At 65.0% G+C, this 15856-nt stretch carries 7 protein-coding genes; 2 read left to right on the top strand and 5 right to left on the bottom strand.

Annotated elements, in window-relative coordinates; all coding sequences use genetic code 11:
• Window position 1 precedes the first annotated feature (1 nt).
• The 5 genes from SJI00_RS16305 to SJI00_RS16285 all read right to left on the bottom strand — a co-directional run bounded on the left by SJI00_RS16305 (window position 2) and on the right by SJI00_RS16285 (window position 13132).
• Complete coding sequence (locus SJI00_RS16305; protein ID WP_322462742.1) at window positions 2-8248, bottom strand: two-partner secretion domain-containing protein; 8247 nt, start codon at window positions 8246-8248, stop codon at window positions 2-4.
• A 42-nt stretch (window positions 8249-8290) separates the two neighbouring features.
• Window positions 8291-8797, bottom strand: a complete 507-nt coding sequence (locus tag SJI00_RS16300) for a toxin-activating lysine-acyltransferase (protein ID WP_322462741.1) — start codon at window positions 8795-8797, stop codon at window positions 8291-8293.
• A gap of 9 nt (window positions 8798-8806) precedes the next feature.
• The gene (locus SJI00_RS16295) at window positions 8807-10495 is read right to left on the bottom strand and encodes a ShlB/FhaC/HecB family hemolysin secretion/activation protein (protein ID WP_322462740.1); all 1689 of its coding nucleotides are present in this window, start codon (window positions 10493-10495) and stop codon (window positions 8807-8809) included.
• Between the two features lie 913 nt (window positions 10496-11408).
• Window positions 11409-12701, bottom strand: a complete 1293-nt coding sequence (locus SJI00_RS16290; protein ID WP_322462739.1) for a PQQ-dependent sugar dehydrogenase — start codon at window positions 12699-12701, stop codon at window positions 11409-11411.
• Window positions 12698-13132 (bottom strand): DUF2231 domain-containing protein, encoded by a 435-nt coding sequence (locus SJI00_RS16285; protein ID WP_322462738.1) that lies wholly within the window; start codon window positions 13130-13132, stop codon window positions 12698-12700. Before SJI00_RS16285 ends, SJI00_RS16290 begins: the two co-directional genes overlap by 4 nt.
• A gap of 618 nt (window positions 13133-13750) precedes the next feature.
• Here SJI00_RS16285 and SJI00_RS16280 point away from each other — a divergent pair.
• The gene (locus tag SJI00_RS16280; RefSeq protein ID WP_322462737.1) at window positions 13751-14227 is read left to right on the top strand and encodes a nuclear transport factor 2 family protein; all 477 of its coding nucleotides are present in this window, start codon (window positions 13751-13753) and stop codon (window positions 14225-14227) included.
• 323 nt (window positions 14228-14550) lie between these two features.
• Window positions 14551-15447: a formylglycine-generating enzyme family protein gene (locus SJI00_RS16275; RefSeq protein ID WP_322462736.1), complete on the top strand. Its 897-nt coding sequence runs from the start codon at window positions 14551-14553 to the stop codon at window positions 15445-15447.
• The last annotated feature ends 409 nt before the right edge of the window (window positions 15448-15856 follow it).

The following is a 15856-nucleotide window of genomic DNA, read 5'->3' as shown; positions in this document are numbered from 1 at the left end:
CTCAATCTCCTTGTTTACGCGGGGTGACCGGTACCAGCAGGGGAATGCTGGGGTTGCTCCAGTAGCGCGCGCAAGCCGATGCGCCGCTGCCGTAACAGCTGTGCACGGTGGTGGCGCCCGTGAAGACGTTGGCCAACTCCTTGAACACGTTGCTGTCTTTGGGAATGACGCCACCGGTGCCGGGGTTGTTGCCCATGAAGAACCAACGGCCCACCGGATCGTTGTTGTGCACCTGGTACTTGAGCACCAGGTTGGCACGCTGTTCTGCGTCGGTGACGCTTGCGCGGTTCTGCAGGTAAGCCAGCTGTTCATCGGCGGTGTAGACGTTGAAGGCGCCGCCGTAGTTGTTCACGGTGGTCTTGCTCAGCATGCCCGCAGTGCCCGGCGTGTTGTAGAGCGCCTGTCTGGCGTTGCCGCCGGTCATGGTGCCGCGGCTGTGTTCGGTCAGGTGCAGGCCGGTGGCGCCGTATTCGATCAGCAGCTGCTGGGTGGCGGCAGTGTAGTTGGTCAGGCCGAAGAAGCTGTTGTCCATGTTCTTCTGGTAAGCGGCGATCAGCAGTTCCGACAAGGCATTGCCGGCCTGGGGGAACCACATGAAGTACTGCGGCCCAGTCGCGTTCGGATCACGATGCTGAGCTGCGTATTTGGCGGCGGCCTTGTCGTCGTTGAAGATGCCATTGAGCGCGACGTTGACCACATTCTTGTCATCGGCCTGTAGGTGCTTGCGCTCCTCGGCACCCACCTCGCGGAACTGCGGTTTGCCGTCATCGTCCATCTTTGGCGCGCCCTTTTCATCCAGGATCAACGCGTACATCTTTTCCGGGTTGCGGAACATGGTCCGATACGCCTCATCGGTAAACTGCACCCCCTGCCGATACGCCTCGTTCTTGATCGTCTGCTCTGCCTCGGCGGTGCGCTGGAGTTTCTCCAGGTTCTGCCGGCCGGCCTCGGTGTGTGCATTGGCGGTGTCGCGATTGAGGCTCGCCACGGTCTGCTCGCCGTCACGCCCGGTCAGTTGCTGCTGGCGGTAGGCATCGGTGATCAGAATGTTGCCGTCACTCACCGCGCTCAGGGTGTTGCCCTTGGACGAATCCGACGCTTTGCCCGCATCCAGGTAATTGCTGAGCAGCGCTTTACTCGCGCCGTACATGCCCTGCCCGACGAAGTCGGTGCTCAGGGTCAGCCCGCTGCTGTCGGCGCTGGCGCTGGAACTGTTGTGCAGGTTGGAGGTGGTCAGGGTGCCGGTGCTCAGGCGGTTCTTGCCGTCAGCGATGGCCTTGTCGTTGCTGGCAATCACGCCGGCGGCCAGGTCGGTATTGCCGTTGACGCGGATATCGAAGCCCTCGTCGCCCGCGCGGATGCCGCTCTGTTCGGTCACGCTCTGGAAGTTGGACGTCTGCACGCCCTTGTTCTGGCTGAACGAGGCGCTCGAGGTGCCCATGCAGAACGGTGGCACGCAAATGCTCACGCCCACGCCGAGGCTGGTCTGCTTGGCCTCGTAGGTGCTGACGTCCTGCAAGCTTTGCACGGTCAGGTCGCCGCCGACATCGGCCGTCACTTGCTTGCCGCTGACCACCGCGCCTTTGAGGCGCGTGTCACCGCCAGACTCGAGCGCCACCCGGTTGCCGGCATCGACATGGGTGTTGCTCCAGACCAGGTCGTCGCCATTGGCCTTGCCACGGTTCTGCGAAGCCCCCGCGTTGAAGCTCAGGCCATTGCGCTCGCCGCCCAGCGAGATACCAATGCCGATGCTGCCACTGCTGCCCTTCTCGGTGCTGCGCTGCTCGACGGTGTTCTGCGCGGCGAGCAGGTCGATCGAGCCGTCAGCCTTGAGGTTGGCATCGCGCCCGGCGGTGATCTGGCTGCCTTGCACCACCAGGTTGCTGTCCTTGCCCGCGCCGGCAGCGGTGATGTTGACATCGCCCCCGGCCAGCACCGACGAACCGGCCGCCGAGTTGGCGCGCTGCTCGCTTTTGCTCTGCTGCTTGCTGCCACCGGCCGAGATGCTGATGTTGATACCGCCGGCCATGGCCGGGTCCTGGTCATAGGCGATGTAGCCATTGCCGACCCCCATGGCGGTGTTGACCAACGCCAGGGTCTTGAGGCGGCCATCGTCGGTGCGATCAGAGGCGGTTTTCATGCGTTGCGCGGTGCGCACGGTTTCGATCACCGGGTTGGTCACGGTGATGGTCAGGCCACCCTGCTTGAACTTGGTTTCCTGGCTGACGTGCTGCTGGTCGCGCGCCTCGAGGATATCGACGTGCTGCGCGGCGATGTCGACATCGCCCTTGGGCGCCGAGACCTGGCTGCCGACCTGCTGGTAGCGGTCGCCGGCCAGAATGTTCACGTTGCCGTCGGTGGCGCCCACGGTACTGGCGGCCGCAGTCTGCCCGTCGGAGGTGTTTTTCTCGCTGCGCTGTTGGCTGCCGATGGTCACGGCGATGGCGCCGCCGCTGAACAGGCCGCTTTTCTTGACGTCCTTGAAGTGCTCCTCGCGCAGTTGATCGGTGGCGGCCAGCACGTTCACGTCATTGCCCGCCACCAGGGTGGTGCCGCTGGTGGACACCACGTTGCTGCCGCGCACATTGATGTCGTTGCCGGCTTTGACCCAGGTCGTCTCGCCGCTGAGGGTAGTGGCCTGGGCGCGGGTCTCTTCGAGGGTGTCTCGGGTGGTGGTGGTCTTCTTCGAGAACAGGCTGTTGCTGCCGGTGACCTTGTGCGCCTCGTCGACGAAGTTGTAGCGCTCGCCGGTGCCGAGGTTGACGTCGCGCCCGGTCGCCACGGTGACGCCGCCCTGGTCACTGGTGACGTTGGCGCCCACGGCGTTGAGGTCGCGGTCGGCGACCAGACGCACATCGCCCTGGCCTTGGATCACGCTGCCGGTGTCGGTGCGGCTGGCCTCCTTGCGCCAGTTGCTGGAATTCCACTGCACGCTCTGCTCGCGGCTTTGGGTGACGGTATCGAGGTTGATGTCGTTGCCAGCGACCAGCGTGGTCTTGCCATCTTTGCCCGAGCTGATGATCTGCGCCGCGCTGAGGTTGATGTCGCGCGCGGCGTTGGCCACCAGCTCACCCTTGGCAGCGGAGACGAACAGCCCGGCCACCCGGGAAATACCGGTGGCGCTGCCCTGTTCACTCTGGGTATCGCGGGTGCTGGAGACCAGGTTGATGTCTCGGCCAGCGACGGTATTGAGCCGCGTGTTGGCATCGATCAAACCGCCGAGGTTGTTCAGATCATTGCCAGCCCTGACCTCGACATCACCGCCGGAAAGGCGTCCGCCCAGGTTCTGGATATTGGCGGCGGAAATCGCCAACACGCTGCGCCCGGCGATCGTGCCGCTGTTGACCAGATCGCCTTGCAGCTTGAGGTCCACCACATTGCCCGCCATCAGGGCACCGGAGCCGTCCAGGTCACCGTCGCGCACGCGCACATACACCTGCGGCACCAGGGCCTGGGTCACGCTGCCATCGGCCAGGGTCACGTCCTGCTTGACCAGCCAGACGATGTCGCTGGTCAATTGCGCCATCTGCTCGGAGCTCAGCGCCACACCGGGCACCAGGTCCCATTTGCCGGCGTAGGTCAGTGCGCTGTCCAGCAGCGCCCGGTACTGGGTCTCGTCGTTGGCATAGCCGTCCAGAAAGCGCCGACCGGTCAATTGCGCGATCTGCTCGCGGATCAGCTTCTGCTCATAGAAGCCGTCCCCCAGGCGCGTGAGCGTAAGCCCTGGATCGAGCTGCAGACGGTCGAGCATGTAGCTCGACGACAGCCAGGAACGGTAGCTGGTGAAGCGTGGATCGCTCTCCACCAGGTAGCCAGGGTTGGCCTGCGGATTGATCTGGAACAGGCTGTTGTTGGGGAGCTGGGTGTTCACCCCGCCGGTGCGGATCGACTCGCCGACACCCCCCGCCGCAATCGCCTGCAAGGCCGGCACTTCCAGCACCGCGCCCAGCGTACGGCCGGCGCCCAGGTTCACCGACGCGGCGCCCGCCCCAGCGGCCGCTTGCGCAACGCTGCCGACCTGACGGTCCGCGACCTGCAGTCCGCTGCCGATGGGTGCGGTGTTTTCCAGGTACTGGGTCGCGCGCAGGAAGATGTCGGTGACGCTGGCCGCCGGGTTGTAGGCGGCGGTCGAGGTGCCTTGATTGTCCCGGCCCTTCTTGTGGATGCGGTACAGGTGGCTCGAGGTGCCGCGGTCGGTCACCGTCTCCTGCCCGGTGACCTCGGTGTTGTCGAGCTGCCCGATGTCACCGACCAGCGCGCCGCCGGCGATGATGTGGCTCTTGTCATTGAGCACCGAATTGGCGGTCAACAGCAGCGAGCCGCCGGCGAGGATCTGCCCAGGGTCGGAGGTGAGAATCTGCGTCTGGGTGGTGGTGCGGGTGAAGTCGTAACGGTTGTAGTTGTCGGACACGCCCTCTGGGCTGACCAGATGGCTGACTTCGTCCTTGAACAGGGAGATCTGGTCGGGTCGATAGCGGTTGGGCGAGCCGGTGTGCTGGAACTCCTGCAGCGTCTCTTTGCCCACTTGCACCACGTGGGTGCTGAAGTGCTCGTTGCTGTTACGCAGCGCGGCCGTGTTCAGGCTCAACGCGCCGAGGGCTTCGATGTTGGCGCTGAGGTTGTCGACCCGCGTGGCCTGGCCCGTGGCCTGGCCTTGGGCATCGAGCGCGCCGCCGATCAGCAGGTCGCCGGCACTGAAGAGCATGGCGTGTTCACGGTTGACGAGGGTGCCGACGCCCAGGTCGAGCCGTTCACGTGCCGCGATCACGGCGGCGCGGTCGCCTTCGACGTCGTTGTTCAGTTGCCCCGCTGCGATCGATACCCGGTCACCGTAGACACGGCCGGTGCCCAGGTTGTTGAGCACCTGAGTATTGATGCGGGTGAGCTGGGCGTCGATCAGCCCACGGTTGGTCAGGCTGTCGGCGGCGTTCAGAGTGACTTGCGCCGCGCTGATCTCGCCGCCTTCGCGGTTTTCGATGAGGTTGCTGGAGACCTGCAAGTGCTTGCCGGCCTGCATCAGGGCACGGTTATCGAGCGCGCCTTGCAGGTTCAATTGCAGGTCGCCGTTGGCTTGCAGCCTGCCGCTGTTGACCAGGCCTGAAGCGAGGTCGAGGTGCATGTCGCCCAAGCTCAGCACGCTGCCATCGCCGCTCAAGCTGGCGCCGGTGAGGCTGATGTTGTCGCCCGCGATCATCGTGCCGTTGCCATTGAGCAGCGCTTGATCGGCGCGCAGCGTGACTTGCTTGCTCGACGAGATCAGCCCAGCGCTGTTGTCCAGTTGCCCGCGGGTCTGCACGCTCAGCGTCTGGTCCGCGCGAAGCGCGCCCGAGCGGTTGAGCAACTGCCCCAGCTTCAGATCCAGCGACTGCCCTTCCACGCCCTGGTTGTTGCCTTGGGTGTTCTGGTTGTCCAACTGGTCGGCCGCGACGGTCAGGGTGCCGCCAGCGCGCAGCAACCCGCCGAGGTTGTCGACGCGGCCAGAGCCCATGTCCAGGCGCGCATCGCCGAGGCTTTGCAGTTGCCCGCCCCGATTGTTCAGGCCGTCGCCGGTGAGCAGGATGGACTGCTCGCTGGTGAGCACGCCGCCTGCAACGTTATCGACCTGCGTGGCCTGCACGTCGACGTCGCCTTTGCTGCCGATGAAGCCGGCGCTGTTGTTCAGAGACCCGGTGACGAGGCTGACTCCGGCTTGGCCCAGAATGCCATTGGCCGTGCCCGAGTCCGTGTTGATCAGCGCCTGCCCGTGGGTGTCGAGGGTCATCGCGCCTTTGGCCTGGATCAGCCCCGCCTGGTTGTCCAGCTCGCCGGTGCGCAGGTCCAGCGTGTCGCTGCTGACCACCGCGCCGCGTTGGTTGGACAGGCGCAGGCCGGCGCTATCGAGGCGCACCGTCGCGCCATTGATCAGGCCATCGGTGTTGTTCAGGCCGAGGCTGGTGAGGGTCACACCCTGCCGGGCCTGGACCACCCCCGCGGCATTATCGAAAGCGCTCTGGCTCAACGTCACGCCCAGCGAACCGTCGGCCGAGCCCAGGGTGCCTTGGCGATTGCTCAGCGCAGCGCCGGTGATCGTCAGCGCGCCCTTGGACACCAGCGTGCCGTGGTCGTTGTTCAACTGCCCGCCCGTCACCTGCAAGGTGTCGCCGGCAGTGACCTTGCCCTGGCCATTGCGCAATTGCCCGGTGGCCAGGCGCACCCCGTTGGCGGCCGACAGCGTGCCGGCGTCGTTGTCCAGTTGCGTACGGGCGGTGATGTCGAGGCTGCCGGTCACTGCCGCCTGTACCGTACCGTCCTGATTGAGCACACGGTCTGCTGTCAGGCTGATGTCGCTGTCACTGGCCAGGGTCGCGCCCGTGTTGTCGAGCAGGCCAGTGGTGGTGATGCGCATCGTCTGCGAGCCGGTCTGCAGCAGGGTGCCCTGGCGGTTGGACAGCTGGTCGGCGTCGATCTGGATCTGCCGCGCCACGGTGGTCGCACCGTCCAGCACGGCCTGGGCGACCGCCACCTGCAGCGCACCGTTGCTGCGGATGTCGCCGGCGCCGCCCTGCAGCGTCTGGCCTTGCAGGCTCAGGCTGCCGGTACCGGCATGCTCGATGTGCCCTTTGGCATTGGTCAGACGCGTACCCGACAGGCGCACGTCCGTCGCATTGCTGGCGATGCGCCCCTCGCTGTTGTCGAGGGCATCGGCCACTGCGATCACCGTGGTGTCCTTGCCCAGCTGGACGATCTCGCCCTGGCGATTGGACAGGCGTCCGGCATTGATCTGAACACCTTCGGCGTTGATCTTGGCGCGGTCGGTGGTCAAGGTGTTGCGCGCGGACGCGCTGAGCGTGCCTGCCGCGTCCACCGTCGCATCGCTCAGGTCAGCGTCACCGGCGCGGGCGGTCAGCGCGACAGTGCGCCCGGCGGTCTGGCTGGCCTTGAGGTCCAACGTGTCCGCACTCAGGTGCACATCCCCGGCCGCCACGGCCGAGCCTTGCTGGTTCAGGCCCTGGCTGGCGCTGACGCGCAGGGCGCCATTGCCGTCCAGCGTGCCATCGGCCGCGACACCTGCGCCCCATACCGACTGGCGGCCCCCCTGGACCGTGCGCGCACTCGCGTTGACGTTCTGCTGCGCGGCCACTACCCCTTGGTTGTTGATGTCGCCACGGCTCGACAGCGTGGCGTCGCCCTTGCTGTACAGCGAGCCGCTGTTGTCGATGCCCTGCGCGCTGTCGACCTGCAGGTTCTGGCTACTGCTGATCTGCCCGCTGTTGCCCAGGCGGCCATCGGCGTTGATCACCACATCACCGGCGCTGGAACCGATTTGCCCGGCATTGCGCACGCCCAGGCCGGCCTCGGTGCCCACCAGCTTGATCTTGCCAGCGTACATGCCGCCCAGTTGCGCGACGTCGATAGCGACCTGGGGCGTTTCGCCCGAACCGTTGATGGGCGTCGCCTGGGTATTGTCGGCATTGACCTGGTTGGCCCCGCTGGTGACCCGCAGGTCCTTGGCCCACAGCCCGGCGTTGACCTCCACCGAGCGGGCGATGACATCGGTGTAGTCGGTTTGCGAGGCATCCAGCCCTTTACCGGAAATGACCACCTTGCCGGCCTCGACGCGGTAGCCCTGCAATTGGCCGTCCTGCATCTGCACGTTGCCGCTGGTCAGGGTCGCCCGGTTGGCGTTGATGAAACCGCAGCCGTCACAAGCGATGCCCGAGGGGTTGGCGATCACCACCTGGGCCCGGTCGCCGGCCACTTCCACGTAACCGCGCAGCTGGCTGGGGTTGCTGCTGTTCACTTCGTTGAGGATCACCCGCGCCGTGCCGTTGGCCAACTGCGCGTTACCCTCGACCCAGCCGCCCAACTGCGTCTGGGTGTTGGTGCGGGCATTGTTGAGGATCGCGCCTTGGGCGTTGACGTCGAACTGGCTGTAGCTGTTGTGCGACACGCCCGCGGCGCTCGGCGCCTGGATGTTGACCTGCGGCACGCCATTGGCGGCATTGATGATCACCGGCTGCTGGCCGGGTGGCGCGCCATGGTCAGCCACGATGTCAGCCCAGGCCAGGGGGGAGACCACGCTGATCAAGCCCAATGCCGACATCAAGGCAAACCGCAGCGGGCGCAAGGTCACCACCGTGCTTGCGACGGCTGGGCTGGCACCTCTGCCGGAACCTGAGGCTTTGGTGCAGCCCCGCACATTCTCGGCCACGACCATCAGCAGGCCGCGGGCTTTGTTGAAAACGATTCGGTAGAGGTGCTTGTTCATCACGATCCCTGTGGAGTGGACTGTTTCAGGATGCGCAGGGCATCAGCAATGGCTGGTAATGGCTGGGGTCGGGCGCTGGGCACGTGCCACCGCAGCGCCTTGGAAATGCTTGATGCGTAACCCGCGTTCGTCGCCACGGTGGTACAGCGCGCAGGACCGGGTGTCGGCGAACAAGTGACGTCGCAGCAGGCGCGCCAGGCGGGCGCTGTGCCCGAACGGCGCCACCCAGTCCAGAATCCATAAGCGCTCGCCACTGTTCCAGTCGTGCGCGGGCAGGCTGATTGCCGGGTTCTGCACGTAGCGCTGTTCGGCCTCGGCGCTGAACCAGCACCAGGCGGCGTAGAACACCGGGCGGCCGTGTTCATGGGCGATGATGAACTGCCGGTTGGCGATCGCCGGCAGCAGCAGCGCGTTCAGGGTGTGCAGGGGCATCTCGCGGTGAGTCGCCGAATGCATCCATAGCCACACCGCCGAGCCCAGTGCCTGGGCTTCGTTCCAGGGTTCTTCACTGAAGGCCGGTGCGATCAGTTCAAAGTCATCGAGTTGCATGGCAAGCCCTCACATCGACCAGGTCAGGCTGAAGCCTGCCGTGGTATTGGCAGTCTCGAAGCCTTTGGGTTTGCTGATGGGCTGGCCCACGAAGGCGTCGTAGGACACCTGCCGGTAGCCACCGCGCAAGCCCACCACATACCCCGCCAGATGATCGCCAATCAGGTAACGGCTCGACTGGCCACCGACCTCGCCGTAATCGACGCCCAGGTAGGTTTCCTGGCCGGAGTTGCCCAGCGCCAGGGCAAGGTCGTTGCGCACCAGCCAGCCACGGTCGGCAGACAGAATGTTTTCACCGTCGAACCCACGCACGCTGTAGCGCCCGCCAATGGAGAAACGGTCCTGAGGCACCAGGGCCGTGCGGTTCCACTGCGCTCGCCAGGCGGCGGTGTAGCGCAAGCGCTGCGTGGCCAGGTCGAACGGGACCGAGAACTGCGCCTCGGCATTGATGATCTTCGAGCGTGAGGTGCCTTCGCCTGACGCCTCTTCGGCCGCCGCGAGGGCGTTGCGCGCACCGGTACCGCGCCGATAGCCGGCGCTCAGGTCGAGGGTGGCCGTACCGATGAACTCGCGATGGCTCAGGCCCAACGCCCAGCCCGCCATGCGCCGGCGCTGCGCTTCGATTTCGGTGTCTTCGATGTAGTTGTTCGACGTGCGCGTCCAGCCACTGACCTTCACCGTGGTCTTGCGCACGGCATCGCGGTAGAGCAGGCGCGAGGCGCTGATTTCGTTGTTCTTGCTCTCACCTGAGTACTGGTACTTCTGGTTCGCCCCGGCCACGGTCTGGTGGTAGTCGTATTCGCTCGAGGTCACGCCGAACAGCCAGTAACCGTAGGGCACGGAGTAATGCAGCGTGTGGCCCTTGGAGCCACGATCGCCTTTGTCACCGCCGCCCAGGTCGTGGTTGTAACTGGCGTAGAACAGGTCGTTCAGGCTCAACAGGTTGTCCAGCGAGAGCGCCGTCGAACCCAGGTATTTGCCGGTCGCGTCGGTGCCCGAATCATCCACCGAAAAGCTCAGGCGCACGGGCAAGGCCTGTTTCCAGGCAATCACCAGGTCGCTGTCACCGGGTTTTGCATCCATGCCTTCGGTGGCGGCGATCTGGATGTCGGCTTCGGCCGTGGGCACGCGCTTGAAGTTTTCCAGCGCTTGTTCGAGGTCGCGCAGGTTGAGCAGATCACCGGCCTTGGCCGGCACCGCATTCCAGGCATTGGCGCGGGTCGAGGTGCCTTCGGCGAAGCGAATCGAATGAATACGCCCGGGAATCAGCGTGAGTTGCAGCACGCCGCTGTTCAGGTCCTGGGGCGGGGCCAGCACCCGCGTGGTGACGTAACCGCGCTCGATGATCGCGTTCTGGATGCGCTTCATCGTCAGGTTGATGCCTTGTGCTCCCAGGCACTGGCCGGTAGCCGGGTCATCCTTGGGATCGGCGCTGCGCAATGCCCATTGAAAGTCTTCAGCCAACTCGCCATTGAGGGCGATCTGCCGAATCTTGAAGCACGGTGACTCGCGCGTGTTGAGTTGCGCATCTTTGCCAGACAGCATGGGTGAATCGAGACGCACATCCGGCGACGGCTCAAGTTGCTCGCGCAGTGCCCGTTCACGGTCTTGCTGGAGCAATAACTGTTGGGCCGGAACAGGAGGGTCAGCGGCCTGTGCACCGGTACTGGCGATCAACCCCAAGAGCACGGTGGCCACGGAACGAGAACGCGTCGACGGTTTAACGGATAGGCACAACATCCCCAGACGGACCAGGACATTTCTGGGCCAGAAGCAGACGCTCATTTCTCATCCCTGTGAAAATTATCCTGCACATACGGCACGCGCCAGGACGGCGATTGGCGTGCAGGAAACGCTTTGGTGGGCAACGTCCCTGAGAGCGGAGTTGAATCAATAAGTTCAACGCCCCGGAAAAAAGGTGCCCGGCGTGCAATGGCCCTGTAGACCCGGGTTAAACGCTCGCGTTGAGGCATCGGGGCGTTGGCGAGTGCTGAGTATCGCGCGTACAGGAACGCCAGGCTGTGAAACGTTTCACAACTTAGCCCGCCGCCCATTACAGGGTTAGCCAACGTGCAGTTGGCAGTGCGCTCGAACTTCGCCCCGACAGTTCGACAACAGTCGTCAAACCACAGCGCAATAACATCGCAGTCGGTGCAAACATGAATGCGTATCGATCAATAACAGCCAGCCGCCTGTTAAGTCGGCTTACTGTCCTGGTTTCAGATCGACTGGGCGCCGCGATACATACAACGCCCTTCACGTAGAGGGTCGCTAGCGTTGTAACAGCCGGTCAGTGAGAGTGTCGACAGCACAACTTTCGCCACGCCTATCTGCAGGTCCCGCTAGGCTCTGTCTGAAAAGTTCTGAGACGAAGGCCAGGCAAGGCGAAAACCGGCGAGGAAGCGCAGTGTAGTGGAGTACATGAGCATTCCGAGCCGGTTTTCAACGCAGCATGGACGAGTATCAGGACTTTTCAGACAGAGCCTAGTGCCCGTGCGCAGGTACACGATCGGCAGGGTCTATCGATCACTCGCGGTCACATAAGAAGGTGGAAGCTGTATGCGGGTTGGTACATCGAGAGTGCAGGGCGGTTACCCGCCCTGCACAAAGGTCACCGGTTACGGGTCACCCGCCAGATCGTGTTCGACAGGTCATCGGCGATGATCAAGGCCCCCTTCGGGTCTACCGTCACGCCCACGGGCCGGCCGCGTGTCTTGCCATCCTCCGCGCGGAAGCCGGTAGCGAAATCGACCGGCTCACCCGCAGGCTGGCCGCTGGCAAAGGGTACGAAGATCACTTTGTAGCCCACCGGATTATCCCGGTTCCAGCTGCCGTGCTCACCCACGAATGCGCCGTTGGCAAACTGCTCGCCCATCGCGGGGTTCGAGAAGTCCACGCCCAGTGCCGCCACGTGCGAACCCAGGCTGTAGTCCGGCTTCACGGCGATATCGACCATTTCCGGCTTGAACGGCTGCACGCGCTTGTCGGCGTTCGGGCCCCAGTAGGCGTACGGCCAGCCATAGAATTTCCCTTCCTGGATCGAGGTCAGGTAATCGGGCACCAGGTCCGGGCCCAACTCGTCACGCTCGTTCGCCACCGCCCACAGCTGGCCGGTCTCAGGCTGGATGCTCAGCGCCGTCGGGTTGCGCACGCCGGTGGCGTAGGGCTTGTGCATGCCGGTCTGAGCATCGATCTGCCAGATCATCGCGCGGTCGATCTCGACCTCCATGCCGCGCTCGCCGATGTTGCTGTTCGAGCCGATGCCGACGTACAGGTAGCGGCCATCGGGGCTGATGGTCATGGACTTGGTCCAGTGGTGGTTGATTGCAGACGGCAGGTCGACCACCTTGGTGGGCGCGCCGCTGGCTTGGGTCTGGCCGTCCTGGTAGTCGAAGCGCACCACAGCGTCCTGATTGGCGACGTACAGCGTGCCGTCGTGGAAGGCCAGGCCGTAGGGGGCGTTGAGGTTTTCGGCGAAGACGGTCTGGGTCTCGTATTTGCCGTCGCCATCGGCGTCGCGCAGCAGGGTCAGGCGGTTGCCGCCTTTCACTTTGGTGTTGCCCTGGGCCTTGATGTAGCCGGCGATCACGTCCTTGGGCTTGAGCTTGGCGGCATTGCCGCCACGGCCTTCGGCCACGAGGATGTCGCCGTTGGGCAGCACCAGGGTCTGGCGGGGGATTTTCAGGTCGGTGGCGATGGCGGTGATGCTGAAGCCGTCGGGGACGGTGGGTTTCTGTTCGCCCCAGGCGGCGGGCTCGGCGATCTTCATGCTCGGCAGCAGGCCGCGTTGCTGCTCGGGCAGTTTCGGGTTGGGGCCGCGCTCGAGGGTGCTGTCGGCTTCGTTGCCGCAGGCGCTGAGCAGCAGCGCCACACTGAGGGTGGTCAGGGTGCCGAGGGTTTTCATCGGGCGACTCCAGTGCGTGTGCGCAGGTTGCTCAGGCCGAGCGAGGCGGTGATGAGGGTCAGGACGGCGACGATGACCGAGAGAATCAGGCCCGATGGCATCACGGCGTAGGCGTCCTTGGCGTGCTCGAAGGCGTTGATCAGGCCCAGCACCCAGGTCACCAGCAACAGCAGGAAGTAACGGGTCGGGCGGCCAGCCTTATGGTCGGCACGAATCAGGTTGGTCAGCGCGAACAGCAGTGCCAGGCCTGCGAACAACAAGCCGCCGGCGATCAGCCAGGCGGCGAAGTTGCTCCACTGGATCTGGAAGGTGTTGTAGTAGGCGATGTCGCTCAGCAGCGCGCCGAGAAACAGCGGGACGGTGCCGGCCAGCAGCATCGCGTGCAGCGGGCCGGGTCGGCAGCGGTAGTCGGGGTGGGTGGCGGTGGTCACGGCGGCTCCTTGGTATTCGGGAATCCCGGGGCTGACGGCTGGCGGGGGGTGTCGGGCCATCAGGCTCGCGCTGGCTGCGCCTAAGCAATGATTGCCCTGCGGGTTGGTTAGTTCAGGTGTATTTCGCGGGTGAAATGTTTTGAGACACAGCATGAGGATGGAGGGCCGCCTGGCGCGAGGTGCCGTCGCTGTCGCGCGGGTGACGCAGGGCATGAGCGCGTGCCATTCGCAGCGACCGCCAAGGCGCCCGGGACCGCCGCGCAGGGCGGCAAGGCAGCGCCAGTGGCCATGGCTGCGGTTCTTCAAGTGACTCGCTGCGTGTGTGCTGGGCGGCGCAAGCCGCGCCCTCCTCGATCGCGCAGATTCCACAGACTCCACAGACTCCACAGACTCCACAGACTCCGCAGACCAAGAAGCGGCTATTGCCGCGAAGGTCGACGAAGTCGGCCCAACACAAGCAGCACGGGTTCAACAGACAGAACCCGTGCAAAGAGCCCTTTGACCAGCGTTGAAAACCGCACACTATGCTTATTGACAACATTTTTTCAGCACTGCGGGTCGGGTGACCCGCAGCGGTGTTCAACGCACTGTTCTACCCACCTCACTGGAGTGTCCGCCATGCCTGCCGCCGCAACCCGCCCACCCCTGCCCCCCTTCACCCTCGAGACCGCCACGCAGAAGGTCCGCCTGGCCGAAGACGGCTGGAACAGCCGCGACCCCGACAAGGTGTCGCTGGCCTACACCGCCGACACGCAGTGGCGTAACCGCGTCGAGTTCGTCACCAGTCGCGACGAAGCCAGAGCTTTCCTCACCCGCAAGTGGAACAAGGAGCTCGACTACCGCCTGATCAAGGAACTCTGGACCTTCGCCGATAACCGCATCGCCGTGCGCTACGCCTATGAATGGCACGACGATTCGGGCAACTGGTTCCGCTCCTATGGCAACGAGAACTGGGAGTTCGCCGAAAACGGGCTGATGCACCGCCGTTTTGCCTGCATCAACGACACGCCCATCGAAGCATCCGAGCGCAAGTTCCGCTGGCCGCTGGGGCGGCGGCCGGATGACCATCCGGGGCTGTCGGAGCTGGGCTTGTAAGCAGCACCTGAGGCGGGTGGCTACACATCCGCCCTGGGTCAAAGACCAACAGCCCCGCGCACGCCAGGCCGGCAGCGACTGCAGAGCCTGAGCGGACGCGTCGCCGGGCGGCTGCGCCAGGCAGTGCCGGACACCTTGAGCAAGGTGCCGCAGGCGCGCTCGTAGCGGTGTCAGGCGCTGTCGCATCCATCAACCGCCCGTTAAATCTCCCGCCTCATAGCTCGTTCTTCCCAGACAACGCACCCGCCGCAGGCGGTGTGGCAGGCCCGCGCCTGGCACCCGCCCGCCCCTCCTCGCCAGCCGCTCCGGGAACCCCTCACGCCATGACTCACGCCCTGCCCACCCTGCTGTCCCGCCTCGCCCTTGGCGCGCTGTTCTGCACCCTGGCGCCGTTGACCCTGGCTGCGCCCAGCAAGCCCGGCGCTGTGTTCAATGACTGCAAAGCGGGCTGCCCGGAGATGGTCGTGCTGCCGGCAGGCAGTTTCACCATGGGCACCCCCGAGGGCGAACAAGGCCGTGAAGACGACGAGGGCCCGCTACACACCGTGACCTTCGCCAAGGCCTTCGCCGTCAGCCGCTTCCAGGTGCTCAACGGTGAATGGCAGGCCTACCTGGCCGACACCGGTTACCACATGCCCGACGGCGACGACCGCCCGGGTCGCGAATGCATCGCCGGGGTGCCGCGTTACAGCGAAACCAAGGAATACAAAAGCCGCGACGCCGCGCGTTACCCCGCGGTGTGCATGGATTACCGCGAGGCCGAGGCTTACGCGGCGTGGCTGTCGAAAAAAACCGGCCAGCACTACCGACTGCTCAGCGAAGCCGAGCGCGAATACGCCGGCCGCGCCGGCAGCACCGGGCCGCAGCCGTTTCCGCGCGATGAGGGCAAGCCCTACAGCATTGCTCGGCACGCCAACACTTACGGGCCGGAAGATGGCTTCAGTTACATCGCCCCAGCCGGCAGCTACGCGCCCAATGCCTTCGGCCTCTACGACACGCACGGCAATGTCTACGAGTGGACCGCCGACTGCCAGAACGACGACTACGTGGGCGCGCCGAACGATGGCAGCGCCTGGACCGCAGGCGATTGCGTGGTGCGGATGATCCGCGGCAACGACTGGACCGAAGCGCCGATCTTCTCTCGCTCGGGCAACCGCAACTACCGGCATACCGAACGTCGCGGCGACTGGCTGGGCTTTCGCGTGGCACGCGAGCTGTAAGGCGCGCCCCAAGAGCTGGCCGGGCACGGGCCGCTTCCAGGGCGGGCGCCCCCTGTAGGCGCGAGCTTGCTCGCGATGGACCTCAACGATGACGCGCCCCCCCGACACAGCGCGGTGTCTGGGCTTTTTTCGCGAGCGAGCTCGCGCCTACACATTGCGGCGGCGCAGCCGACCCAAGGCTGCAACTTACGTCAACCTACCAGTGCGCGGCAGCTGAACCAGGCCGGCTGCGCTTTCCTACACGTCGGCAGCCCAACGCGCCCCTGAGCGAGCTCGCTCGCGACGGACCTCAACGATGACGCCAACGCCTGGCAGAGCGCGCTGCCTGGCGCAAACGCCCGCCGTGCGCCGTGTGCGTGTAAATACCCCTGCGTGTGCTTCGTCTTCCTCGGTACTGCTCAATTCCGGC

It is taken from the genome of Pseudomonas gebzensis, assembly GCF_034427815.1.
In the GTDB taxonomy this organism is placed as follows: domain Bacteria; phylum Pseudomonadota; class Gammaproteobacteria; order Pseudomonadales; family Pseudomonadaceae; genus Aquipseudomonas.
Note: the sequence above shows the minus strand (reverse complement) of the source record. Positions and strands in the feature narration are given on the sequence as shown.